This is a genomic window from Candidatus Poriferisodalis sp. (assembly GCF_965237655.1).
Lineage (GTDB): Bacteria > Actinomycetota > Acidimicrobiia > Acidimicrobiales > Poriferisodalaceae > Poriferisodalis.
In genome coordinates this window covers 2,139,825-2,164,881 of sequence record NZ_CBDEGB010000002.1, presented here as the reverse complement: position 1 = coordinate 2,164,881, position 25,057 = coordinate 2,139,825, and the positions used below count along the sequence as shown (strand labels likewise).

Genomic DNA, 25,057 nt, shown 5'->3' with positions numbered 1-25,057 from the left:
GACGAGGTGACAAGTGGACGTCACGCAATGGGCAAGTGAATTGAGTCGAGGGATTGACCCGTGATGCGCCTATACAGTCTGATTGCCTGATCGTCCGTGAGGCTTGCGATGAAATCGGCGGCGCGACGCGCTGAATGGCATTCCAGATAGAACTTGCGGTCAAAAAAGGGCGTGCTGAGCGGCGTAGAATTCGGTCCGCTCTTGGAGCCGATATCGCAGTAGGCATCAAACAATTCCGTGATGATCCGCCTATGGCCATACCGCTGAGCGTTCAGGCTTGGAGCGTCGATGACGAATTTTCGCGTGAGGTATTTCAGAATCTCGGCGAGTGTCCGGCCTTCAGGCTGAACCATGACTTTGCCGTTCTCGTCTATCTCAAATGCTTGCAACAAGGTCGTGATCAGAGAACTGCGCATTACCGAGAGACGCCCAATACTGGCAGCCGTGCCAATGAATGGTGTGTCCGGAAGGAGCACCTTCAGGTTCTGAAACGCTTGTTGAGCCAGCTCACTATCGAGATTTCGTTCTCTGCATACCTCTGTTAAGAATTCTGAGCCAGTGTCCTCGTCCATGATGAGCGTTGGAAGCGGGATGAGGTTGGCACGGTAGAAGTCCTCAAGATCATGGACCGCGTATGTAACGTCATCAGCCCAGTCCATGATTTCGGCCTCCAGACTCCGTTGATTCTCGTCTGCGGGCTGAAGTTCCATCGCGAATTTGAAGTCTTCAAGCTCGGTTTCGTATGCGCTCCACTTCTTGCTGCGATCGCTGTCGATCCTAGGGTGGTTGTTCGAATCCAGATCCCTTAGCCATGGGTACTTCAACACAGCGCGCAAGGTTGCCCGTGTCAGATCTAGGCCTGGAGGGGTATCGGGATCAGCTTTCGTGAACGCAAGCTTTGTTATGACTCGAAAACTCTGTGCATTGCCCTCAAATCCATCATGGCACCCTTCATTGCGTACCAGTTCGTCAAGTGTGCGTTCGGTTGCATGGCCGAATGGCGGGTGGCCAATATCGTGCGCCAGGGCAGCCGCTTCGGCCACTTCCGGATCTAGGCCGCCCAAATCGTCGATTTGCTGGGGTTGAAAATTGCGGTGAGTGTCTTCAGCCAGCCGACGGGCGATCTGTCCGACCTTCATGGAATGTGTTAGGCGGTTATGAAAGGTGAGGCCCTCATGGGCTCCGACAACTTGTGTTACGCCTAGGAGCCGTCGGAAGGGATCGCAATACAACACTCGATCACGATCACGGGCCCCGTTTGGACGAGGGTCGTCGGGTGAAGCGCTGTCGTGCCGTCGGTGCTCGCGCACTCGAATGTCCCGGCTACTCGCCGTGAGCTACTTGACGAGTTGGGGGACGAGGCCTGGACCCAAGGTGACGGTGTGCTCGGACAGCATCTTGTAGAAGCGACGTTGCAGCGCCGGAAGGTCAGCATCTGCTTGCTTGCCCGCCTCTCGAAGCCATCCTCCGTCGCAATCGAGATGATTCTCAATTGCATTGCGGATGGCCTCATCGATGACTTGCGCTCGCTCATCAGTCACGGTGACCTCCGCCTCCAAGTCCGTTCCCCGGGCGACCCGCGTCGTCCGGAGCCGCTGCGCCGAACTGTACCGGCGACGCGAGCGGCCAGAGCGGAAATTTTGGACTGCCGTGTTGTCGTGTGAGGAACCGTACGTCAGGCGCTTGTCTGACCTTGCTTGGCCGCAAGACGCGCCCCCTGCGGGGGACCGGTGCCAGACTTGGCCGATGTTTGAGCAAGCTCAGCGCCGATGACCGTCCGGGCAACCCTGGCGGGGCCATGGTCCACGGATCACTCCGCGGCGCTGTACCGGCGGGCGCAGCAGTCGATCACCGACGGCACCTCGCGAGCAACGCTGCTTCGGAAAGGCCATCCCATCTACGTCGACCATGGCGAGGGCGCATGGGTGACCGATGTTGACGGCAACCGCTACTTGGACTGCAACAACAACTTCGCATCGATCATCGTCGGCCACGCCGACCCGGCGATTGCAGCTGCGGTCGGGGCCCGGATGGCCCGGGGGACAGCGTTCTCGCTGCCCAACGACGCCGAGATCGAACTGGCGGAGCTGCTGTGCGGCCGGGTGGAGAGCTTCGACCTCATCCGCTTTTGCAATTCGGGGACCGAGGCCGTCATGGGCGCGCTCAAGGCCGCCCGCGCCTACACCGGACGGCCGAATGTCATCAAGGTGGAGGGTGCATATCACGGCACCTACGACCACGCGGAAGCCAGCCAGTCGCCCGATCCCACCAACTGGGGTGACGCTGCGGCGCCCGCCACCGTGCGTTACGCCGTCGGCACGCCCGCGTCGGTCGAAGACGAGGTCGGCATCATCTCGTTCAACGATGCCGAGGGTGCCCGCGCAGCAATCCGACGCGGCGGCGATCGGCTGGCTGGCGTGCTGCTCGACGTCATGCCGAACCGTGTGGGGATGCCCGCCATCGATCCGCAGTTCATCGCAGCGATTCGCGAGACCACCCGGGAGGTGGGAGCGCTGTTCGTGCTCGACGAGGTGATCTCGTTCCGGCTCGGATACGGCGGGGCACAGACGAAGCTCGGCATCGACCCCGACATCACCTCGCTGGCCAAGATCATCGGCGGGGGATTCCCCGTGGGAGCCATTGCTGGCCGCGAAGGCCCCATGTCGATGTTCACTCGCGTGTCGGGCGACCGGGCCAAAGTTCCATCAAGCGGCACCTTCGCTGCCAACCCAATCACGATGACTGCCGGACACGCCGCGATGGCCCAGCTCGACCGCGAAGCCTTCGCCCGATTGGACAAGATCGGTGAAGGGGTGCGGATCGGGCTGCGGTCGATCTTCGACAAAGCGGGTCTCGACTGGCAGGTCACCGGTGCCGGCAGTCTCTTCCGGGTCCATCCGCACACCCGCACCATCCGCAATTACCGCGACTCGCACCTGTCGAGCGACGAGGCGACTGAGATCACCGAGTTCGGCCTGCGCATGCAAGCCCACGGCGTCTATTTCATTGCCGAGAGCCTGGGCTGTTTGAACCTGGCCACGAGCGACGACGACGTCGAACACTTCCTCGTGGCCGCAGAAGCATCTCTGCCGAGCCCATAATTCTCCGTACATGCCGACCGACCACATGACTGAGGACGCAGACATCGGGATCTTCGCCGGGTACGACCCCGATCCCACCGAGTCGATGTCGCTGCACGCCGACGCCTACACCGACGCCCGCTGGCACGAAATCGAGCAGCGAGAGGTGTTCGCCCGTAGCTGGCAATGGGTTGGCCACGTCGAGTCACTGCGCGAACCCGGCGACTACACGGCGCTGGACGTCGCAGGCATGCCAATCGCCGTCGTGCGCGGCAATGACGGCGTTCTGCGGGCCTTCTACAACGTCTGCCAGCACCGGGCCCATGCCCTGCTGTCGGGCGCGGGCCACACCGCCAGCATTGTGTGCCCGTACCACGGCTGGGCCTATGACCTGTCGGGCAGTCTGCACCGGGCACGCCACACCGACGACATCGCAGGCTTCGATCCGTCCACCATCTGCCTGACAGAAGTGCAAGCAGAGGAGTTCGGCGGCTTTGTGTACGTCAACCTCGACCCGTCAGCCGCCCCGCTGTCCACCCAGGCCGAAGGACTCGGCGACGAGATCGCTCGCTGGGCGCCCGATGTGGACAACCTCACCCACGTCCGTCGCTTCGGTTACGACATCGCCTCCAACTGGAAGAACGTGGTCGACAATTTCCTCGAGTGCTACCACTGCCACATCGCCCACCCCGACTTCGTGACGCTGGTGGAGATGGACACCTACCGGGTCGACACCCACAGCATCTACTCCAGCCACATGGCCCGAGCCGGCCATTCGGACAATGCCGCCTACAACGTTGACGGCTCCAGCGTGAAGGACCTTGCCGTGTGGTGGCTGTGGCCAAACACCTGCCTGATGCGCTACCCGGGTCGCGGCAACTTCAGTGTTCTGCACATCGTGCCTGCGGGGCCCGAGCGCACGCTGGAGACCATCGACTTCTACTTCGAAACAGCAGAGCTGACCCCCGCCGACATCGAGTCGATGCGCTACATCGACGAGGTGTTGCAGCCCGAGGACGTCGCGCTGGTCGAGAGCGTGCAGCGAGGCATGAGCACACCGGCATTCACCCAGGGCCGCCTCGTGTGCGACCCAGGCGGCTCGGGCCTGTCCGAGCACGGGCTGCACCACTTCCACGGCCTCGTGCTCGACGCCTACCGCCGCGCCGGCGACTCCTAGCTCCCCCAAGCGAGTCGGCTGTCTCAGCTTGGCGATGACCGACGACGACATCGCTCATCTCCTGGCAGCCGCCACGGCCGCGCTGCCGAGCTGAGTCCCGGCCCGCGGTCGATGTTCGAACGTGCACGCCTGGGTTGGCAGCTCATCGGAGCGTCCTGGCGTCTACGCAGGCGGGCCTCTTTGCAGCGGCCTAGGTAGGCTACATTCATGGCGCTTTCGGAGACTACGACCCTTCGTGTTCCCAAGGAGTTGCGGGACGAGATCTCTCGACTGGCTGAGCAGCGAGGCACAACGATGCTCGGTGTCGTCACCGACGCGGTGAGTCGGCTCGGCCGTGAGGAATGGTGGTTGTCGGTTCGCGACGCGCTTGATGGCTTGGACGCCGCGCAAACGGCCTCGTATCTGGGGGAGAGTGCGGGCTTGGACGCGGCGGTGGCGGATGGTCTCGATGGTCCGTGAGGGACATCTGATCCGTGGCGATATCTGGCTGGTCGACTTCGGCGCGGACCCACAGGACCCCGAACAGGCCTTCAAGCGCCCGGCGCTCATCGTGTCGGACGACCGGCTGCACCATCCAAATCTGCAGATGGTCATCGTGATCCCGGGAACGTCTGCGATTCGTGGGATCCCATTGCATCCGGCGTTCTCCCCGGACAACAGGAATGGTCTGGTCACCGACACGGCGTTTCAGGTTGAGCAAGTGCGGGCTGTCTCGACCGATCGCCTCGTCGAAAGGCTCGGACGGCTTGATGCACTCGGACTTGGAGTGATCGACGAGATCCTGCGGAACGCTCTCTGCCTGTAGCCAGCCCACCTTCTCGGGACCGCGCAGGCGAGGCGCATCAACGGCTGAGCTGGGGAGCTCGGCTCGGGCTGAGCCGGGGACGACAGTCGGACGCAGCCGCCGGTTGGCTCCTAGTCTCGGCGCGATGACAGACGCAACGAATACAGATCCGAATCTCATGCCGGCGGTCGAGCTGGCGTCACTGATCCGGCGAGGACGCGTGTCGGCGGCCGATGCGCTCGAGGGCGCAATCGAGCGGTACGAGCGCTTCAACCCGGCAGTCAACGCGGTGATTCTCACCCGGGTGATCGAGGCGCGCGAGCGGGCCGCCGCCGCCGATGCAGCGCTGGCATCGGGCGAGTGCTGGGGGCCGCTACACGGTGTGCCGATGACCATCAAGGAAGCCTTCGATTGGGCCGGCACGCCATCGACGTGGGGCAATCCAGCCTGGGCCGCCAACGTGGCCGACACCGACGCCGTCACGGTGTCTCGGCTACAGCAGGCGGGCGCGGTCATCTGGGGCAAGACCAACGTGCCGCTCATGCTCGGCGACTGGCAAAGCTTCAACGACGTCTACGGCTGCACCAACAATCCGTGGGACCTGACCCGCGTGCCCGGCGGGTCCTCGGGCGGCTCAGCAGTGGCGCTCGCCACGGGCATGGCGTCGCTGGAACTGGGCTCGGACATTGGGGCCTCCATCCGCAACCCCGCCCACTACTGCGGCGTATTCGGCCACAAGCCGACCTACGGGTTGGTGCCCGACGGTGGTCACGCCGTGCCTGGTGCGCTGGTCGGCAGCGATATCGCGGTGTGCGGCCCGCTGGCGCGCAGCGCCGCCGATCTGGATGTGGCGCTTGATGTGCTTGGGGGGCCGTCCGGCTTCGACGCGAACGGTTACCGCGTGGCGCTGCGACCAGAACATCGCGACACGTTGGGGGCGTTCCGGGTGGGCGTCATGCTGGACACGCCGGTGATTCGCAACTCGACAGCCATGATCGACACCTTGCAGCGGGCGGTGGATGCGCTGGCCGCTGCAGGAGCTGACGTCAGCGAAGCCACGCCCGACATCGACCAGCATGAATTCAACGAGAACTACCTCATGCTGCTGCGAGCCGCTACGGGCGCACTGGCCGACGACGCGATGTGGAACGACGCGCGGTCCCGTGCCCACCGGTACAACGACGGCGAGGGGGACTACCAGTCGCTGGTCGATTACGCGATGACGATGAGCCACCGTGAGTGGTTCGCTCACCACAACAAGCGCGAGGGTTACCGGCAAGCCTGGGCGCGATTCTTCGACGACTACGACCTGCTGCTGTGTCCGATTGCAGCGTCGGCGGCGTTCGTCCATGACCACACCGGCACGCGGCCCACCCGCACCATCGACATCGACGGCCACCAAGAGCTGGGCGTGGATCAGCTGTTCTGGGCCGGCTGGAGCTGCAGCGTGTACCTGCCGGGCACGGTGGCACCCGCAGGGCTGACCGCTGACGGGCTGAACCTGCCCGTCGGCATCCAGATCGTCGCCCCGCACTTGGGCGACCGCCGCTCGATCCGCTATGCGGCCCTCATCGAGCGCACGCTCGACGGCTTCGTCTCGCCGCCCGGCTACGAGTAGCCCAGCGGCATTCGCGCTGGGCTACGGATGCTGTGAGAGCCCCTCGAATCGCACTTCAGGGTAGGTTGGCCGGCCGGTAAGTCGACCAGAACCGCTGGGCCCCGATACTCGGCCCCGAGACGGTGAAGCTCAGCGAGTTGGACAGCTTGTTGTTGTCGCCGGTGCAGATGGCCCCTGTTGTGTTGCAGTCCGTGGTTGGCGGGAGTTCGATCGTCACGTCGCCGGTGGAGTTGGGCTTGATCGTGATGCGCCAGGAGATGTTGCTGGGCTTGTCGGTCCTTTGCACCTTCTGTACCGATCCGCCCGTCACGTTGAAGGCGTGGTCCCGCAGGGTCTTGTAGCTCAGGCCGAACTCCTCGCTGAACTCGAGGTCGAAGGTGAACGCCGTCGAGCCGTTGTGGGTCGTCGGGGCAGCGACGGTCACGCTGACGGTGAGGGGAGCCGGTTCCGAGTCGGTGTCTGTTTCGGTCTCAGCGTCGGTGGTCTGTTCCGAGACTGTTCCGGTCACTTTGATTTTGAAGCTGGCCGTCTCGTCGTAGGCATTCCATGTCCGGGTGTCAGAGCCGACGGTGAGGTAGTAGGCGTCGTCGGCTATCGACCAGCCTTGCGCACCTCCGGGGTCCTCGTCGCTGGCAGCGGACTCCTCGGTGGAATAGGTCTGCGGGATGAGCGCAAATGCGTCGGTTCCGCTCGGGCTGACCCACTCGATGACGACGAAGTAGGTGGTCTCGGCCACCAGTTGCGGGCAGGCGCTTTCACCTGTGGGCGCGTCGAAGGAGATCACGCCCGGTGTCGTGAAGGTCGACGGATGGGTCAAGGTGCAGTGCGCGTCGCCCGGCTCGCCGTCGGTTGCGGCGCTGTTGATGGTCACCTGGAGCTGGTCCCCCACGCTCGACATATCAGGAAAGCTCGAAACCTGGATGCCGACCGCATCCAGCGCGTAACCGCCGGTGTTCGTGCCCGTCGTGAACGCCTGCGCGAACCCTGACCGAGCAGCGCCAAGGGTGCGCTGTATCCCGCCGCTGTGGTAGCCCGTCAACCCCAGCTCACGGGACGACCGTGAAGATTGGCGAAATGGCATACAGCGGTCTGTATTCGTCGTCGTTGCCGGTGACGCGCCCCACACTGGCATCGACCGCGCCGATTGGAGCGTTGTTGGCCGCCGGGTCTCTCGGTGAGCCCGCGGCGATGAGCCCCATGTTGTTCGTTCCCATGGGGAACAGCGGGTCCGCGACCCCAGAGGCGTCGCACCCGGTCCACACCATGGCGGTCTCGCGGAAATGGGCGGAGTTGCCGGTGACATAGGCGCCGTGCTCGGTGTTGACCCACTCGTCGCCATAGAAATCGGAATACTGCTCCACGATCAGCGTGGGACGGTCCTGCCAGCCGCCGTCCAGCCAGTGGACCGGCACCGCGATGGCGCCCGCTTCCGCAATCTTGGTGTTCGTCACCGCGTCGACCGCCGCGGTGCACACCACCGCTTTGAACTGCGACGCGACCCTGTGGATGACCGGATCGGTGTACGGCACGGCGACTGCTTCGCCCCGCACAAGGGTCCCCGCCGCCTCCTCCTGGACGAATTTGTTGTAGTCCTCTATGTCCCCCGACGTGGGAAGCGTTGCGCGTTGTGTGACGAACACCAGCCTGAACTGGTCCCCCACCTCGGCGCCGTCGGGAATGTGAAGCCAGGTCGTGGTCACCGGGACACCGCGGGCCACGAAGGGGGCCTTGTCGTTGACCACGGTGTACACCGCGATCTCCAAGACATCGCTGTTTGAGTCCGCGGTCAGATTGTCAAGGCCTGCGCCCCGATAGAACGTGTTCGCGATGGCCGAGCCTGCTGTAGCGCTCGAGTCCTCGCTGTCGCTCGCTGTCTTCGCCAACCGGTGCACGGTGCCGCTGTTGTGGCGCCACACCAGCACATAAGACGTGTCAGGAGCCAGATGCGTGTCCGGCGGCGCCTCGAAGAAGGCGTGGTCGGCCGCGAACTCGCTGGGGCTGAGGAGGTCGAACAGCTTCTCGCCGGGCTTGCCGCCCGAGTCGGCGTGCACCGACACCGACACCGACGACGGCCCGTCAGGAAACCTGCTGTCGGAGCCCTCGATGTCGACGCCGATCCCCTGCAGCCGGTACCCGTACAACGCGGCATCGGACTCGGAATCGTCGGTCTCGCAGCAACTGGTGGTGAAGCCTTGCGAGAGCACCTTGGCGGTGGCGTTGCCGACAGTCTGGTAGCTGTTGTCGGTCTGGCCGAGGTTCTGGACCATCGCGGCGAGCGGCTCGCCGAACACGGCCATCAGCGGCGGGTCGCATGAGAAGACCCCGGTGTTGCCGTCGAGGGTCACCCCGGTCGCCGACGGCGAGTCCACCGCTGTGGACGAGGTGCAACGGTGGCGGCCCAGGGCGACGCCCCCCATCCGCTCGACCGAGTCGATGTCCTGGAAGAACTCGTATGAGTCGGTTCCTGTCACGGTCGCGCCCTGGGGAGCGGTGAATTCGTTGATGCCGTATATCTGGCGTGTGCTGACCATCCGGAACAGCTCGGTGCTTCCCGAGCGCAGTTCCCACGGGTTGGTGAAGCCCCCATTGCGGGTTGTTGAGTCGTCGATGCTGAACGACACGCCGCGGATGACGTAGCGATCCGCTGTCCCGACAGTGAACTCGACACCGAGCTCGTCGCTGATCGAGACGACTTCCTGGCTGTCCGCGACTTGCGTGTAGGTCGAGACCAGGATGCCGCGGGTCCGGCGAGCCCTTCACGGCCAGGCGCAGCACGTCGGCGCGCGAGCCCGCGTCGTCCCCCAGCGTCGCTCCCGTCTCGCCGCCCGCTTCCTCATTGTCGGAGGTCGTCTCCTTGATCGACAGCGACGACCCGAAACCCGACAGCACGACGTAGTAATCGTGGTTCTGGTACGCGAACGCGCCCGCCGGGGCCGTGAACTCGTTCAGGCCGACGGCGAACGACGGCGGGTTCCCGAAATCGAACAGCTTGGTGTTCGCGCCTACGGCGGACAGCCCAGGAGCGGTGCCCGCCCACAGCGACACGGTCAGGCTCGACGGCACCGCGGCCAGCTCGATCGACACGCCCGAGATCTCATAGCCCTGGCCGTGATCGCCCAGCTCGAATCCCATCGCGTACCGCTCGGTGATCATCGCCGTGGCCGAGTGCGTCTGGCCCGTGTTGGCGACCAGCGTCGATGAGGGCAGCCTCGGGAGCCCCGCAAGCGGGCCGAACGGCCCGCTCGTGACAGTCTCGAGGGTGCCGAGCTTGTCGGTGAACGACACCTCCACCTTGACCAGCTTGCCGACATCAGCGGCGACACGCCGGTAGCGGGCCGAGTCGGCGCCCACCACGGTCTCGACGCCGGTGCCGCTGTCGACCCGGACCCACCGATAGGAGAAATCGTGCAGGATGCCCGTCGCGTCCAGATTGCCCACATTGGGGATCCCGTCAGGATCCCCAACACGCGAAACGTCCGCAGCCAACACCCCCGCATCCTCCGCAGAAGCCAAAACCCGCGGCGCGCCGGTGGGGGACTGGTTAGGCGGAGTCTGGGCGTGAGCGGGAGTCTGGGCGTTGGCAAGCCACAACACGATCGCCACAGTGGCAATCACCGCCAGGCAATGAGCTGCGGCGGGAGCGTCGCAAGACGCCGGGAGGCGGTCACGACCTACCTCCCGCAAGCCGAGCGCCAAGGTCCCGGGGGGGGGGGGGGTCATGGCGCGCAACCCATTACGGCGAAGCGACCACAGTACGTGAGAGATATGCATAAAATTCTGATGGTATCTCACACTACGTAAACTCGGCGCGAAGTCCAGGGGGACCGCCGCTCGATCCGCAATGCGTCGCTCATCGAGCGCTCGCTCGGCGGATTCGTCTCGCCCCCCGGCTACGAAGAAACCTCGTGAGACTCGGCCGGCGGAGAACTAATGCGCACTCCGCGACTCCGAAATGTCAATTGTCACGGACGGGAATGGTGAGCAATCGTTGCAACGACCAAGCCTGCAAGCAACAGGCGGAATGGCTTCACCATCAGGTTCCTCTCGGGCGCCGGGGTCCGGAAAGACTAGTTGTGGGCGCGATGTAGTTCGTTGGGATCGCTCGCACAGCTGGGGTGTGTGCGTGGAGTGCCTCTTCTCCGATGGCGAGGTACTCCAGATCACTATGGATCAGTTGAAGGCTCCGCGGCGTGAGACGACGACAAACCAGCAGAACCCGCAGCCCCGGCTGCAGCATCTGCGGGCATGCCGATCCCCAGATAGCCCTCAATGCGCGCGAGTCTCTGCCCATTGAGAGCGACCTCTATGCGCACGTCGCCGACCTCAGCACGAACCTTGTCGGTGCTGCGTTGTTGGTGCCACACGATTGCAAGTGCAGCGAGCACCATCGTGGCGATCTGAGCGAGCGCCGCGGCTGTCATGTCGTAACCGTATCAAACTCGTTCCGGCTGGGCCTGCGACACTTATTGAAAACACTTGAAAATCTGCAAACCTGCGACGGAAGCAAATTCGCTTGTGCGCAACGGGAGCCCTGTCGAAACTGACGCAGCCACATCCATCTTCGGTCTTGGCGGTGTGGCAATCGCCATCGCCGGCTCGCCCTCGCCATCTCGGGTCAGCTTTGCGCCCAGGGAATCTGCTAAGGAACTAGGCCGTGAAAGACACCTTGGTGGCCTTGGATGAGCTGCTCGACGTGCTGGACCTGCAGCGTGTCGATGCCGAATCGGATGCCTTTCGTGGCAAGGGCTCGGGCTTCGACGATTTCGGCCTGTACGGCGGCCATGTGCTCGCGCAGGCGGTCGTGGCGGCGCAGCGCACCGTCGATGAAGGACGGCTGATGAATTCGGTACATGCCGTGTTCCTGCGGGGCGGCGACGGCATGTCGGACGTGGACTACACCGTCGGCCGAGTGCGCGACGGGCGGGCCTTCTGCACGCGACGTGCGCAAGCGCACCAGTTCGACCGGCTGATCTTCGAGCTCATGGCGACTTTCCATGTTCCCGAGGCGGGCCCAGTCGACATTGAGTGCCCGATGCCATCCGACGTGGCGCCACCCGAGTCACTGCCCACCTTTCAGGAGTGCATCGCCGAGGTGGGCCCGATCTTCGGAGAGCAGTGGTCATACATGACCCGGCCAGTGGAATACCGCCTTGCCTATGCCCCGTGGGCCCCGACGGGACCGTCGCCACGCGGCGGCATCGACTACTGGTTCCGAGCTCCCCGCCGGTTGCCCGACGACCCCGCCATCCATGAAGCGGTCATCGCCTACATGAGCGACGACTGCCTTGCCGACAACGTGATCGTGCCCTACGGCGTCACCTGGCTAGACGACGGCGTCCAGGTGGTCAGCCTCGATCACGCCATGTGGTTTCATGCACCCGCTCGTGCCGACGAGTGGATCTACTGCGAGCAGCGACCGCTCACGGCGGCCGGGAATCGCGGCACCGCCGAGGCCCGCTTCTGGCAGGACGGTCGCCTCGTTGCAACGGCAGTTCAGGAGGCGCTGGCCCGCCTCTGACTGCGCCCGCGTGCCACCTCGCCAACACGCACCGGCGGTTGCCAGCGCACCTAGCGCTCAGGCGACGATGCCGTCCTTGCGCAGCATGGCGATGTCGGCGGGGGAGCGCCCCAGTTCGGCGAGCACCTCGTCGGTGTGCTCGCCCTTGCCCGGCGCCAAGCGTTCCAGCTGGGTGGGGGTCTCGCTGAATCGAGCGGGGAAGCGAGTGGTGCGAATGCGGCCCGCTGTGGGGTGCTCGTGGGTGATGACGGTTCCGCTGTGTCGCACCTGCGGATCGTCGAACACCTCGGCGAGACGCAGCACCGGTGCGCACGGAACGTCGGCCCGCTGCAAGGCTTCGATCACTTCGGCAGACGTGAGCTCGCCGAACAGCTTGCCGAACACTGCTCGCTGTTCGACGGCGTTCTGCAGCCTGGCTGCCCGCGTGGCAAAGCGTGGGTCGCCGACGAGGTGAGGCGCGCACAGGGCCTCGCAGGCTCGGGTGTACTGGGCCTCGGTGACCCAGATGGCGCCCACCCAACCGTCGGCTGTCTTCCACGGGTTGTACCACTCCTGATAAGTGGGTGTCGGCGGGGCATCGGGCACTGATTCGTTCCAAAAGATGTCGAGCCACATCCACGACAGCATCGAGTCGAGCAGGTTCACCTCGACGTGCTGGCCGTCGGCACCGTTGGCGCGTGCCAGCAGCGCCCCGAGCACCGCATTGGCCCCGGTCATCGCTGCGGTCTTGTCGACCACAGCAGACTTGACGTAATCGCCGTCCTGCACGTCGGCCATTCCCGAGAGCGACTGGATGATCGGGTCGAAGACGGGCTGGTGTGCATACGGTCCATCGGGACCGAAGCCCGACACCGACAGGTACACCAATCCGGCATTGACGGCGCTCAGGTCCGCGTAGCCGATGCCGAGACGCTCGGCCACGCCGGGCCGGAAGTTCTGGACGAACACGTCAGCAGAATCGACAAGTTCCAGCAGGATTTCCCGTCCCTTGGGGTTGCGAATGTCGAGATCCATGCCGCGCTTGTTGCGGTGCATCTGGACCCAACTGCCCGACTGGTCGCCCACGATGGCGCCGGTTCGCCGCATGACGTCCGATGTGCCCACCTTCTCGATCAGCACGACATCGGCGCCCATCTCGGCGAGGTGGCTCGACACCCATGCGCCGGCAACGGCGGTGGAGACGTCCACCACCGTGATGCCTTCGAGCGGTCCTGTACCCATGGATGACTCCTCTAGCGGCTTCGGGGCGTCTCTGCGTGATTCCGGATGAATCTGGTGGCAGCGGCGTTCCATCCTGCGGGATCCTGAGCGTTCACCGCGTGCAACGCCGGTTGCATCATGGTCGGAGAACTCGCCAGACAGCTTGGCCCGCACCTCTGGCGAGAGGCGATTGGATGGGCGCTGCGTTGCTCAGAAGCCGGCAGGCCGTTGAAAGCCGTCCAGTGCCTCTTGCAAGAAGCGACCGACCGCCAGCGTCGTGCGGTCTTCCAGGAACGGCCCGGCGATCTGCACGCCGACCGGCAGGTCCCCGCCGTGCTCGCCGGTGCCTGCCGGCACCATGCCGACGGGCACCACGGTTGCAGGCAGCCAGGACACCCCGGTCAGGCCCATCCACTTGATGATGTCGAAGTACGGCCGGGTCTCGCCGTTCACGGTGATCCTGCGATTAGTGGCCGGACGGCTGTGATCGTGACGGACCGCGGCGGTCGGGGTCACCGGCAACAGCACTACGTCCCAATTGGTGAAGAAGTCCTCCCAGCGCCGACGCTGCTGCAGCCGGCGCTCATGCCAGCTCAGCCACTCCCGATGCCGCATCGCGGCGTACCAGATGCCCAGATCTCCCTGAGGCTCGTCATTCGAGGAGGCGAACTCTTCCAACTGCGCAAGCGTCCAAGTACCGGCTTCGGCTGCGGAGAGCAGGTGCAGGAAGGTGTCGACTGCCTTGTCGTAGGTGAATGCCGGGCGAGCATTGATGTCAACCCGGGCACCCGCCTGCTCCAAGGCACCGGCGGCCCCCAACAGCAGTTCCCGGTACTGGGTGTCGATCGGGCAGGACTCCTCATCCAGCCATACCGCCACCCGGAAGTCGGATATGTCGTTGTGACGGGCAGGTGGCAGATCCAGCGAGTAGGCCTTCGAGTTCCAGGCGTCTGGTCCGGCGAGCACGTCGAGCGCCATCTCGAGGTCGTCGACGTCACGGGCCATCGGGCCAGCCACGGCGATGTCGGCTTGGCTGAGCGTCCCGGGCATGCCGGGGATCTGGCCGAGCGCCGAGACGACGCCGTAGCTGGGCTTGTGCCCGCTGACACCGGACCAGTGCGACGGGATACGGATGGAGCCGCCGATGTCGGAGCCAAGCTCGAGCGGCGTATAGCCAGCGGCCAGCGCGGCGCCTGACCCGCCCGAGGATCCGCCGGGGGTGTGCTCGATGTTGTACGGGTTGGCGGTGGTGCCGTAGACCTCGTTGTAGGACTGGGCGTCGCCGGCGAACAGCGGCAGGTTGGTCTTGGCGAACACGATCGCCCCAGCCGCCTTGTAGCGGGCGACGGGGTCGGCGTCGCGTTCGGGCACGAATTCGGCCAGCGCCGGGGCACCCGACGTGGTGACGAGCCCCTCGGTCTGGAACGAGTCCTTGATGGTGATGGGCACACCATGCAGCGGACCCAGTTCGTCGCCCCGCGCCACCGCAGCGTCTGCGGCGTCGGCGGCAGCCAGTGCCCGCTCGGCATCAAGGGCGACGACCGCATTGATGGGACCGTCGAGACGGTCGACTCTCCCGAGCGCGGCTTCGAGCAGCTCTCGGGAGGAGGCGTCGCCAGCAGCGATGGCCGCCGCAGTCTCCATCGTCGTGGCGTACGCGAAATCGTCTGCGGCCATGTGCAGGTCCTCCCGGTCCGACGAGTTCGTAGTGAGAAGTTGGTAACGAACAGTGCTGGCAACCTAGTTCGCCGCCTCTTCCCGCCGCCCGTCTGCGCCGACAGTGCGAAAACCACTTGCTTGACGGGACGGTTGCCACGACAGTGTGCTGGTGCGAGAACTCATGAAATTCATCGTGCTGGGGGCATGCCTGTGTTCCGTCAGCCTCGCTGCGCTGCCGGCGGAGGCGGCCGGTCCGGCGCTCACGCTCGGTGGCGGCAGTTCTGGACTGCCCGACCGACCGCCAGCACGGGACCCGGCATTGGAGGGCGTGCACATCGTGGTGTCCAGCCGTGATCCAGACCATCGCGCTCGACGAGTGGGCGTCGCTGCCAACCGAGCACTGTCGTCACTGTCGTTCCCACGACCCGTGCCGCTGTTCGCGCCGCCGGCGCGGCGCGTTCGCACGCTCGCCGGAGTCGACACCTGGTTCTGGGTGCCGGCGGCAAGCTGGCGACCCATCGTGCGGATCGTTGCGGCCGGGAGCGTTGTGGTCACCCTTGTTGCAACGCCAGTGGCCTTGCAACTGGTTCCCGGGGACGGCTCGCCGCTCGTTTCCTGCCCAGGGCCGGGGCTGCGGTGGCTCGTGCCGGGCACTCGCTCGCCCTGTAGCCACATCTTCCAGCGGGCGTCTACAGCGCGGCGATCCGGTCGCTTCCGAGGAGCGGTGCAGTCGGTCTGGACGGTCCGATGGACATCCAATACCGGGCTCGCTGGCACCGTCGGGCCCATCGTGATCCCCACCCCGGTCATGCTGCGAGTCGTCGAGGCCCAGCCGGTCCTGGAACGCTGATCGGAGCCCTCACACAGGCGCACTAGGTTCTGCGCGAAACCACCTCGGCGAAAGGAATCACCGTGCTGGGCTGTCGAGTACTGGACCTGTCGGATCATCGGGGTCAGATGGCCGGAGCGCTGCTGGCCGATCTCGGCGCGGATGTGATCCTGGTGGAGCCACCGGGCGGATCCGCCTCGCGCACCGTCGGGCCGTTCGTCGCCGGGCGAGAAGGCGACCCCGAAGCCTCGCTGTGGTTCTGGTCCTACAACCGCGGCAAGCGCAGCGTGGTGCTGGATCTCGACGACTTGCAGGATCAGCAGCGGCTGCGCGACATGGCCGCGAGCGCTGACGTGTTGATCGAGTCCGATGCGCCCGGCGCCATGTCGGAGAGGGGCCTCGGACCGGACGATCTTGCAGCGCTCAATCCGGGACTGGTGTACACGTCCATCACGCCGTTCGGCCAAACCGGACCCAAGGCGGGCTGGGCAGCCACGGACTTGATCATCTCGGCTGCCGGCATGTTGTCCAACGTCATGGGCGACGAGGATCGGCCCCCGTTGCGCATCCCGCTCGATCAGTGCTTCCTGCACGCATCTGCGGAGGCTGCTGTGGCCGCGCTGATCGCGCTCCGGGATCGCAAACGCACTGGTCAGGGCCAGCACATCGATGTGAGCGCCCAGCAGGCAGTGACCCAGGCCACCCAGTCCGCCACGTTGTGCCACCTCTACAACTCGCCGGAATTGTTGCGCATGAGCGGCGGGGCACGGCTCGGGCCGTTCCGGGTGCGGCTGCGCTCGCCCGCCGCTGACGGCTACGTCTCGGCGACCATCCTGTTTGGCGAGTCCATCGGCCCCTTCGGAGCACGGCTGTTCGAATGGATGCACACCCAGGGCGGCTGCGCCGACAGCGACCTCGAGATCGACTGGATCCACTTCGTGGAGGGCGTGATCACCGGCCGCATTCCGCCCACGGAGTACGAGCGCATCCAGCAGGTCGCGGCGGACTTCACCGCCACTCGCACCAAGGCCGATCTGTTGGAGGTGGCGCTGGAGAAGCGGCTGCTCATCGTGCCCGTCACCACGGTCGCAGATGTGGTCGAGTCGCCCCAGTTCACCGAGCGGGACTTCTGGCGGGACATTCCCACCGGAAGCATCGAATCGGTGCGCTATCCAGGTCCGTTGGCACAGTTCAGCGCCACCCCGCTGGACATCTCGACGCCCCCGCCATCGGTGGGCGAGCACACCGACGAGGTTCTCGCAGAGGCGAGCGCTGCAGCAGCGGTCCCGGTGTCCGAAGCGCTGGTGGCTGCGGCCAATGCGAGTCACCGAGACCCGTCGCTCCCGCTCGCTGACGTCAAGATCCTGGACTTCATGTGGGTCATGGCCGGTCCGGGATCGACACGGGTTCTGGCCGACTGGGGCGCAACCGTGGTGCGTGTCGAGTCGTCCCACAAGGTCGAAGCGGCCCGGACCATCCAGCCGTTCCTGAACGACGAGGCCGGCGTCGACAACGGCGGTCTCTACCAGAACATGAACGCCGGCAAGCTCGGTATCACCATCGACATCTCCAAGCCCGAGAGCCGCGACCTGATCCTGGATCTCGTGCGTTGGGCCGACGTGGTGTGCGAGTCGTTCTCACCCCATGCCCTGCAGGATCTTGGCCTGTCCTATGACGACCTGCGTGCCGTCAAGCCCGACATCATCATGGCGTCGAGCTGCCTGTTCGGCCAGAGCGGCCCGCTGTCGTCGTTGGCCGGTTTCGGCACGATGGGGGCGTCGATGTCCGGCTTCTACGAGATGACCGGCTGGCCCGACCGAGACCCGGCGGGCGTGTTCGGCGCCTACACCGACTACGTGTCGCCGAAGTTCCTGAGCGCTGCCTTGCTGGCCGCGCTGGACCACCGCGACCGCACTGGCGAAGGTCAGTACATCGATCTGTCCCAGGCGGAAGCGTCGATGACGTTCCTCGCCCCGGCGGTGCTCGACTACAACGTGAATGCGCACCTGCCCGACAAGCTCGGCAACGACCATCGCGCCATGTCGCCGCACGCCGTGTTTGCCTCGGCCGGCGAGGACTGCTGGATTGCGGTGGCCTGCGAGAGCGACGACCAGTGGCGAGCGCTGTGCGGAGTCATCGGTGCTGACGGACTTGCCGGACTCGGCGTTGACGAGCGGCGCGAGCGGGCTGATGAGATCGCTGGGCTGATCACGGCGTGGACGTCTGAGCGAGACGGCGTCGAGGCACACGACGAGCTGCAGGCGGCTGGCGTCCCGGCGCATGCGATTGCGAACTCCGAGATCATGACTGGCGATCCGCAGCTTGCGCACCGAAACCACTTCCGCAACGTCGCCCACGGTACGAACGGCACGATGTGGGTGGAAGGCACCCGCTTCGCGATGTCACGCAGCTCCGACGGCATCAGCCATGGCGGCCCGACCTACGGCGAGCACACCTTCGAGGTGCTCGAACAGCTGCTCGGCTACGACGCCGACCGGATTACCGAACTGGCCGTCGCTGGCGTGCTCGAGTAGACCGCTTCGGAGTAGCGCACGCTCTAGGAGAGGCCCAGTAAGGCTGCCACGCTGGTTAGCTCGGCGACTCGCCGACGGCCTCGCCGGTGACGTTCTCGTAGTTCCGGTTCAGGAACCAGCGCTGGTAGTCGCCGTAAGTGATCGGCTCCCAGCGAGCCGGCGCCTCGCCGTTGACCGTCGTGGGCACTGGCGCGACCACGGCGTCATCCCGGGCGCCGTAGAAGAATGGTGCCGCGTACCGTTCGCCATCGGTGGGGTTGCGGGCCCGATGCGCTGTCGACAGGTACACGCCATTTGTCCAGCGTTTCAGCATGTCGCCGCTGTTGACCAGGTACGACTCAGCGAGCTGCGGCGGCCTGATCCAGTCATGGCCGGCGGGTCGGATCTCCAGCCCCGGCACGTCGTTGGCGGGCAGGAACGTGAATACTGAGCTATCGGGGTGGGGGGCGAGGCCCCACTCGTTGTCCGAGTAGTCCATCGGCGGGTAGTGCGACATGCGCAGCGTCACGCTCGGTGAGTCGAAGTCCGGCACGAACCAGTCGTGCGACAAGTCCAGCGACTGGGCCAGCACTGGCAGCAGCCGACCGCCAAGGTTGATGACCTGGTCGACATAGGCCTCACACCTCGCCGCGAATCCTTCGAGCGGCGGGAACTGATTGCTCTCGTGGTATCCGTGCCGGTGGCAGAAGAACGCTTCGTTCTGGTTGGGCTTGCGTACCGGTCCCGCGATGTCGGAGGCATACGAGGTGCCACCGCCCATGCCGAGATAGCCGCCGACCAGCTTCCCCATCGGGATCGAGTCCTTCGTCGGCTGCGGAAGTGCGTGCAGCTGCCGGGCCGAGTCGAAGATCCCGTCCACCATTTCCCATGGCACGCCGTGGTTGACAATGAAGAAGAAGCCCACCTCGGTCAGCGCACGTCGCAAGTCGCTGGCGAGCGCTGCGACGGCCATCCGGTCCGGGGCTGTCTGGTTCAGGGGCGACAGGTCCAGGACGGGGATCACGTCTGTCACTGGCGATTGCTCGACGATGAGTGCCATCTCGTCCCCTCGACTATTGGCGTCGACTGCCGCCACGAGCGTACGCGCCACGGCGTACCAGGGCTTGGGGCATGACCGGCGGGGCTGCTCAGCGGGTCGCCACAGCGCGTTGGTACGGTTCGGCCCCATGAGAGCATGGCGACTGAACGAGTTGGGCTACCCGTGGGACGTGCTGGAGCTGGGCGAGTACCCCTCGCCCGAGCCAGGGCCTGGCCAGGCGCGCATCACCGTGGAGGCCACCGACCTGAACTTCGCTGACATCCTGCATTGCCAAGGCACCTACCAGGTGCGTTCGAGTCCGCCGTTCACGCCCGGCATGGGAGCTTCGGGCACGGTGGTCGAGGTCGGTCCCGATTGCGATCTGAAGGTCGGCGACCGCGTCATCGGCTCGGGTACAGCCGGCTGGGGCGGTTACGCCAGCGAGGCACTGATCAAGGGCGCAACGGCACGGCGCGTGCCCGACGACGTGTCGATCCCGGCGGCATGTGCTGCCAATGTCATCTATGGGACGGCATGGTTCTCGCTGTACCGGCGGGGGCAGATGCAATCCGGTGAGACGGTGCTGGTGCTGGCGGCCGCTGGCGGCGTCGGCTCAGCAGCTGTGCAGATGGCCAAGGCTGCGGGATGCACCGTGATCGCCGCCGCGGGCGGCGCTGCAAAGGTGCAAACCTGCCGCGAGCTCGGCGCCGACACCGTCATCGACTACGACAACGACGACCTCTACCAGTCGGTGATGGATGCCACCGGCGGCCGGGGCTGCGACATCATCTATGACCCGGTCGGCGGCAAGTACTTCGACGTAGCGCGGCGCCTCGTGGCATGGGAAGGTCGGCTGCTGGTGGTGGGCTTCGCCAGTGGCACCATCCCCCAAGCGCCTGCCAACCACCTGCTGGTCAAGAACTACTCGGTGGTTGGCGTGCACATGGGTGGCTACCGCGGCCGCATGGACGAGGTACTCGAAGAGTGTTACGACGAGCTCTGGCCCCAGGTTGCCGACGGCAGGCTCGACCCGCTGGTCAGCCAGGTATTGCCGCTCGAGGGGCTGCTCGGCGGGCTGCAGGCGCTGCACGAGCGCAAGACGACCGGCAGGGTCCTGCTGCGCCCCGACCTGTAAGCCGTCGGCGGCGGGCCCGCTTAGCCGCGGGCCACTGTGTCGTCTGTGCCCGCTTAGCCGCGGGCCACGGTGTAGCCCACCGATTCGCGGTCCCAGAGGTCGTCGGTGACGCCGGTGTCGCGGATTGCCTGCTTGCGGATCTTGCCTGAAGCGGTCTTGTCCAGCTCGGCGACGAACTGCAGGTAGCGCGGGACGCTGTGGCGGGGCATCCGGGGCACACACCAGTCCAAGAATTCGACTGGATCGGGGGGCGGTCCGTCCACTGCCACCACGGCGAGCACCTCGTCTTCGCCGCCGGCCCCTTCGACACGCAGCCCGACCACGGCACTCTCGACGACGCCTTCGTATTCGTTGATGACTGTTTCCACTTCGTAGCTGGAGATGTTCTCGCCGCGGCGGCGGATGCGGTCGTTGAGCCGGTCCACGAAGTGCAGCCGGCCTGCGTCGTCGAGCTTGCCGGCGTCGCCGGTGTGGAACCACAGGTTGCGCCACGCTGCGACGGTCTTGTCGGGCATCTGGTGGTAGCCCACGTTGAAGCAGAAGGGCACGCGGGGCCGTACGAGGATCTCGCCAATCTCGTTGCCTGGTAACGGAAGATCGGTCGCGGGGTCGGCGACGATCACCTCGAAGTAGTCATCCAGAGGCGGACCGGCACATCCCGACATCACCGGATCGGCGGGGTTAGTGAAGGCGACCATGTTGACCTCGGTCATCCCGTAGCCCTGCGCGATGCGCACACCGAAGCGCTCCTCGAACCCGGCAGCCCATTCGTCGGCGACCGGGAGGGCGATGACTGCGCGCAGTTGGTGATCCCGGTCGCGCTCGGTTCGGGGACTGCGCCAGATGAATTCCGGCATGACCCCGAGGGCGTTCGTCAGCGTGATGCCCTTGTCGATGACCGTGCCGAGCCACTGCGCCACGCTGAACCGCTTGGTGACGAACACCGAGGCGCCGGCGTGCAGCGAGGCGTAGACCTGCATGAACAACCCATTCGCGTGGAACATCGGCATGCAGCAGAAGAAACGGTCCTCGGGCGTGATATCCAGCGATTGAGCCGTCGTGAGGCCGAACAGGTAGCAGTGCGCTTGAGGCATGAGCACACCCTTGGCGGGACCCGTTGTGCCCGAGGTGTACATGATCGTGCAGACGTCGCTGGGCTTGGCTTCCAGCACTGCGTCGGGCCGTGTCGTGGTGTCGAGCAGGTCACTGACCGCCAGCACCGTGGTGCCTATCAGCGCTCCTCCCGGGGTGCTGCCGCGGCTGCCGTCGTCGACCAGCAGCGTGGTCTCGATGTCATCCCCCGGAGAGGAGATTGCGCCGGTGTTCACGTCGTCGAATCGGTCCAGCAGGCCGCGATCAACCGCGACGATGCGCGGTTCGGAGTTGCGCACCTGGTGCTCGAGGAACGCGCCGCGCAGGTCGGTGTTGACCGGGACGAAGATCGCCCGCCGCTTCTGGGTGGCGATCATCAGCAACATGAACTCGGCACTGTTGGTGAGCAAGCCCAGCAGCCGATCGCCCGGCTCAAGGCCGAGGTCGGCCAGCGCAGTTGCCAACCGGTCAGTCAGCTCGTCAAGCTCGGCGAAGCTGACCGTGCGACCGTCCTCGAATGAGAGAAACTCGCGGGTGCCATGCGACCTCGCCGCTTCCCGAACGAGCCCAGGCAACGTCCAGCCGTCACGACTCGTGCCCTGGTCACGGGTGCCCATCGGCGGAATCGTAGACTTCGCCCGGGCAATTCAGCCCGAATGGGGGGCGCCTGCTTGCTGGGCGCGTACAGAAGTTGGGCACCTGTTTGGGAGGTGACCGTATGCTGATCGGATTGCCCGGCGAACTCAAGGCGGGTGAACAGCGGGTTGGGCTGACGCCCCACGCTGTGCGCGAGCTGGTGTTGCACGAGCATCAGGTGCTGGTGGAATCCGGCGCTGGTGCGGGCATTCGAGTTTCCGATGCCGAGTACGAAGCCGCGGGCGCTCTCATCGGTACCTGTGACGAGGTGTGGGAAAAGTCGGAGCTCGTCGTCAAGGTCAAGGAGCCTCAGGCGTCGGAACGCAAGCGGCTTGGCGATGGTCAGATCCTCTTCGCCTACCTGCACCTTGCGCCCGACCCTGAGCAGACGGCCGATCTCGTGGACTCCGGCGCGGCATGCGTGGCCTATGAGACGGTCACGGACTCGCGTGGGGGATTGCCGTTGCTAGCGCCGATGTCTCGGGTTGCCGGCCGGCTCGCAGTGCAGGCGGGCGCGTGGGCGCTGGAAACAGCGCATGGCGGTATCGGCCTGCTGATCGGTGGCGTTCCTGGGGTACCGCCGGCTCGTGTGGTGGTCATCGGCGGGGGAGTGGTCGGCGAGAACGCGGCCGAGATTGCCATCGGCATGGGTGCTGACGTGCGGGTGCTCGACATCGATCCGGCCGTGCTGGATCACCTCGAGCAGCGCTTTGGCGCCGCGGTCGTGACGGTCATCTCCACCCGCGCAACGGTCGAGACCGAGGTGCTCAACGCTGACCTGGTGATCGGCGCTGTGCTGGTGACCGGCGCTCGGGCGCCCAAGCTCGTCACCGCCGACATGATCCGCCAGATGCGAGCGGGTTCAGTGGTCGTGGATGTCGCCATCGATCAGGGCGGCTGCTTCGAGACATCGAAACCCACGACGCATGCCGAGCCAACCTTCATCTGCGACGGCGTCGTGCACTACTGCGTGGCGAACATGCCCGGCGCTGTGCCGGTGACTTCAACCCGAGCGCTCAGCGACGCCACCCTGCCCAGGGTGCTGGCCATCGCCGAGAACGGCCTCGACGCCCTGCGCACCGATCCTCACCTGCGGGCCGGCCTGAACGTCTACAAAGGCCACGTCACCGAGCCCAACGTGGCCGCCGCCCTCAACATCCCGTATACGGACCCCCTCACCGCCCTCGGCCTCTGACGCAGCTTCGACGACGGACTTGCTCGGCCCTCACCTGTGACGCCCATGACGGCCGTTGGAATTCACCACTCCACTCATCCGAGCCGGCAGTATCGCCCCATCAGATCGATTGAGGAGGATCGATGGCTCTCACCACGTCGCTCGATGAGATTCCACAGGCAGGCGGCAGGGCTCGACTCGTCGTGTCGGTCGATTTCGGCTACCGAGACTGCGAAGAGTGTCCGTTGCCGCCCAAGGGGCGCGGCGCGCTGTACTGCGTTTCCTGGAAGCTCGATTGCGGCAGGTTGAATTTCACCGTGTTTGTCTGCGAAGAACACCTCGATGAGGTGTTGGAGTGCGCGATCTTGGCTTCGTTGCCGCAGTTTCGTGATGGCAGGTTGTTACGAGGTTGCGCCGAGCCCTGCGAGTGTCGTCCGCTGGATCTGCGAACGTGAGAGATTGTCCGAGTGGCGTCGCTGAGCGACTACTTGGACCTCACTGAAACTGAGGCGGCCACGCAGTGGCAGAGCATCGTGCAGCGTCGCATGCCGCCGCCAGGCAAGCGACAGGTCAACTTCACGCCGGTAGAGACCGTGCTGTGCTACGGGCTCTTCTTGTCCGACGATCCAGTAGTGGACCCACACCGTTATGGCGGGCAGACGATCTACACCGCGCCGCAGCTCGTCCACGATCTCGCTGCCCTCTTCAAGCGCCGGGCGAGTTCGATTACCAGCAAGATGATGAATCTGAACGGTTCTCGAGTCAACGGAGCGAAGTACGAGGTTCAGTTCTTCATGAAAATGGGGGCCGACTTCGTCCGTTTCCTGGATCTGTATCGCACAGCGTTGCGGGCGGCGCGCCGCGTGGGCATTGGTGCCCGACGACTACCCGATTTCTTGCGGCTGGAGCAAGTGACTGACTACTCACTACTCGGCCTTGAGGACTTGGCGGATTCACGATTTGACGAAATGATCGAGCAGGAGGCGGCACAGCTCCGCGCTGCCAAGCTGCAGTACAACCAAGAGCTGTCGTCTGCTGAGACGACCCGGATTGTCCAGCACCGTGCCCGGGTCGGCCACAAGGCATTTGCGACTGAGGTGCTGCGACGCTTCGACCACACCTGCGGCTTCTGCGGCATGGCCCCCAGATCGCTCCAGGGCAACCGTCTCATCGTTGCGTCACACATCAAGCCGTGGGCTGATTCGAGCAACCGAGAGCGACGCGACCCGCGCAACGGAGTAGCCGCGTGCCCAACGCACGATGCTGCGTTCGACAAGGGACTGATCACCGTGAACGGAGGACTGCGCGTACATCGGTCCAGGCGGCTGCGAGCAAGCATCGAGGCTGACACCGGGGTCGAGCACAACTTCGGCGAGTCCCTGCGGGAAGCACTGCTCCTGCCGCAAGGCATCGAAGCGCCCAGAGACTCATATCTTCGTTGGCATCACCGGCACGTCTACCAGGATCCCGTGCCCTGAGCACTTGTCTGTCGGCGCACCGGGGTCCAGCCGACTGGCTTCCATGCGGGCGTCGGTGTCGGCATCGCAGGCGCGGTTGCAGGAGCGTGCTGAATGCGGCCATAAACGGCGTAACCCCGGCCGTT

At 65.3% G+C, this 25,057-nt stretch carries 20 protein-coding genes and 1 pseudogene; 11 read left to right on the top strand and 10 right to left on the bottom strand.

Annotated features, from left to right (window positions below):
• Nucleotides 1–20: 20 nt before the first annotated feature.
• Entirely contained in the window at nt 21–1,310 is a 1,290-nt protein-coding gene (locus ACPXYO_RS18235; RefSeq protein ID WP_423923511.1) for a deoxyguanosinetriphosphate triphosphohydrolase family protein, read from the bottom strand.
• Nucleotides 1,311–1,337: 27 nt separating this feature from the next.
• Nucleotides 1,338–1,541, bottom strand: coding sequence for a hypothetical protein (locus tag ACPXYO_RS18230; RefSeq protein WP_419552642.1), 204 nt, complete (start codon nt 1,539–1,541; stop codon nt 1,338–1,340).
• 228 nt (nt 1,542–1,769) lie between these two features.
• On the opposite strand from ACPXYO_RS18230, the gene ACPXYO_RS18225 reads away from it, so the two are divergent.
• The 5 genes from ACPXYO_RS18225 to ACPXYO_RS18205 all read left to right on the top strand — a co-directional run bounded on the left by ACPXYO_RS18225 (nt 1,770) and on the right by ACPXYO_RS18205 (nt 6,659).
• Nucleotides 1,770–3,101 (top strand): aspartate aminotransferase family protein, encoded by a 1,332-nt coding sequence (locus tag ACPXYO_RS18225; protein WP_423923509.1) that lies wholly within the window; start codon nt 1,770–1,772, stop codon nt 3,099–3,101.
• A gap of 10 nt (nt 3,102–3,111) precedes the next feature.
• Complete coding sequence (locus ACPXYO_RS18220; protein WP_423923507.1) at nt 3,112–4,257, top strand: aromatic ring-hydroxylating oxygenase subunit alpha; 1,146 nt, start codon at nt 3,112–3,114, stop codon at nt 4,255–4,257.
• Nucleotides 4,258–4,464: 207 nt separating this feature from the next.
• The gene (locus ACPXYO_RS18215) at nt 4,465–4,716 is read left to right on the top strand and encodes a hypothetical protein (RefSeq protein ID WP_423923505.1); all 252 of its coding nucleotides are present in this window, start codon (nt 4,465–4,467) and stop codon (nt 4,714–4,716) included.
• Nucleotides 4,706–5,062, top strand: coding sequence for a type II toxin-antitoxin system PemK/MazF family toxin (locus tag ACPXYO_RS18210; RefSeq protein ID WP_423923503.1), 357 nt, complete (start codon nt 4,706–4,708; stop codon nt 5,060–5,062). The genes ACPXYO_RS18215 and ACPXYO_RS18210 overlap by 11 nt, the downstream gene beginning before the upstream one ends.
• Before the next feature lie 124 nt (nt 5,063–5,186).
• Nucleotides 5,187–6,659 carry an amidase gene (locus ACPXYO_RS18205; protein ID WP_423923501.1) on the top strand — a complete coding sequence of 491 codons (1,473 nt, stop codon included), beginning with the start codon at nt 5,187–5,189 and terminating at the stop codon, nt 6,657–6,659.
• A 55-nt stretch (nt 6,660–6,714) separates the two neighbouring features.
• Here ACPXYO_RS18205 and ACPXYO_RS18200 read toward each other — a convergent pair whose 3' ends face one another.
• From ACPXYO_RS18200 to ACPXYO_RS18185, 4 genes and pseudogenes are all read right to left on the bottom strand, one after another.
• Nucleotides 6,715–7,740 (bottom strand): choice-of-anchor R domain-containing protein, encoded by a 1,026-nt coding sequence (locus ACPXYO_RS18200; protein WP_423923499.1) that lies wholly within the window; start codon nt 7,738–7,740, stop codon nt 6,715–6,717.
• Nucleotides 7,706–9,280, bottom strand: coding sequence for a choice-of-anchor R domain-containing protein (locus ACPXYO_RS18195; protein WP_423923497.1), 1,575 nt, complete (start codon nt 9,278–9,280; stop codon nt 7,706–7,708). Before ACPXYO_RS18195 ends, ACPXYO_RS18200 begins: the two co-directional genes overlap by 35 nt.
• A 178-nt stretch (nt 9,281–9,458) precedes the next feature.
• Nucleotides 9,459–10,379 (bottom strand): annotated as a pseudogene (locus ACPXYO_RS18190) (choice-of-anchor R domain-containing protein); the annotation flags it as partial.
• Between the two features lie 443 nt (nt 10,380–10,822).
• Nucleotides 10,823–11,080 carry a hypothetical protein gene (locus tag ACPXYO_RS18185; protein ID WP_423923495.1) on the bottom strand — a complete coding sequence of 86 codons (258 nt, stop codon included), beginning with the start codon at nt 11,078–11,080 and terminating at the stop codon, nt 10,823–10,825.
• Nucleotides 11,081–11,313: 233 nt separating this feature from the next.
• Here ACPXYO_RS18185 and ACPXYO_RS18180 point away from each other — a divergent pair, with 233 nt between their 5' ends.
• Nucleotides 11,314–12,177, top strand: a complete 864-nt coding sequence (locus ACPXYO_RS18180; protein WP_423923493.1) for an acyl-CoA thioesterase — start codon at nt 11,314–11,316, stop codon at nt 12,175–12,177.
• A 57-nt stretch (nt 12,178–12,234) separates the two neighbouring features.
• Here ACPXYO_RS18180 and ACPXYO_RS18175 read toward each other — a convergent pair whose 3' ends face one another.
• Nucleotides 12,235–13,398: a CaiB/BaiF CoA transferase family protein gene (locus tag ACPXYO_RS18175; RefSeq protein ID WP_423923491.1), complete on the bottom strand. Its 1,164-nt coding sequence runs from the start codon at nt 13,396–13,398 to the stop codon at nt 12,235–12,237.
• Between the two features lie 189 nt (nt 13,399–13,587).
• Nucleotides 13,588–15,054: an amidase gene (locus tag ACPXYO_RS18170; protein ID WP_423923489.1), complete on the bottom strand. Its 1,467-nt coding sequence runs from the start codon at nt 15,052–15,054 to the stop codon at nt 13,588–13,590.
• Nucleotides 15,055–15,217: 163 nt separating this feature from the next.
• On the opposite strand from ACPXYO_RS18170, the gene ACPXYO_RS18165 reads away from it, so the two are divergent.
• Together ACPXYO_RS18165 and ACPXYO_RS18160 are read left to right on the top strand one after the other, a co-directional pair.
• Nucleotides 15,218–15,886 (top strand): hypothetical protein, encoded by a 669-nt coding sequence (locus ACPXYO_RS18165; protein WP_423923487.1) that lies wholly within the window; start codon nt 15,218–15,220, stop codon nt 15,884–15,886.
• Between the two features lie 62 nt (nt 15,887–15,948).
• Complete coding sequence (locus tag ACPXYO_RS18160) at nt 15,949–18,399, top strand: CaiB/BaiF CoA transferase family protein (RefSeq protein ID WP_423923485.1); 2,451 nt, start codon at nt 15,949–15,951, stop codon at nt 18,397–18,399.
• 55 nt (nt 18,400–18,454) lie between these two features.
• Here ACPXYO_RS18160 and ACPXYO_RS18155 read toward each other — a convergent pair whose 3' ends face one another.
• Entirely contained in the window at nt 18,455–19,438 is a 984-nt protein-coding gene (locus tag ACPXYO_RS18155; protein ID WP_423923483.1) for an isopenicillin N synthase family dioxygenase, read from the bottom strand.
• A gap of 127 nt (nt 19,439–19,565) precedes the next feature.
• Between ACPXYO_RS18155 and ACPXYO_RS18150 the strand changes: the two genes are divergently transcribed.
• Nucleotides 19,566–20,552 carry an NADPH:quinone oxidoreductase family protein gene (locus ACPXYO_RS18150; protein WP_423923481.1) on the top strand — a complete coding sequence of 329 codons (987 nt, stop codon included), beginning with the start codon at nt 19,566–19,568 and terminating at the stop codon, nt 20,550–20,552.
• A 53-nt stretch (nt 20,553–20,605) separates the two neighbouring features.
• Here the strand turns inward: ACPXYO_RS18150 and ACPXYO_RS18145 are convergent, their stop codons facing one another.
• Complete coding sequence (locus ACPXYO_RS18145; RefSeq protein WP_423923479.1) at nt 20,606–22,261, bottom strand: AMP-binding protein; 1,656 nt, start codon at nt 22,259–22,261, stop codon at nt 20,606–20,608.
• A gap of 101 nt (nt 22,262–22,362) precedes the next feature.
• Between ACPXYO_RS18145 and ald the strand changes: the two genes are divergently transcribed.
• Nucleotides 22,363–23,475 (top strand): alanine dehydrogenase, encoded by a 1,113-nt coding sequence (gene ald / locus ACPXYO_RS18140; RefSeq protein WP_423923477.1) that lies wholly within the window; start codon nt 22,363–22,365, stop codon nt 23,473–23,475.
• A gap of 446 nt (nt 23,476–23,921) precedes the next feature.
• On the top strand, nt 23,922–24,932 hold the full coding sequence (locus tag ACPXYO_RS18135; RefSeq protein ID WP_423923475.1) for an HNH endonuclease: 1,011 nt from the start codon (nt 23,922–23,924) through the stop codon (nt 24,930–24,932).
• The last annotated feature ends 125 nt before the right edge of the window (nt 24,933–25,057 follow it).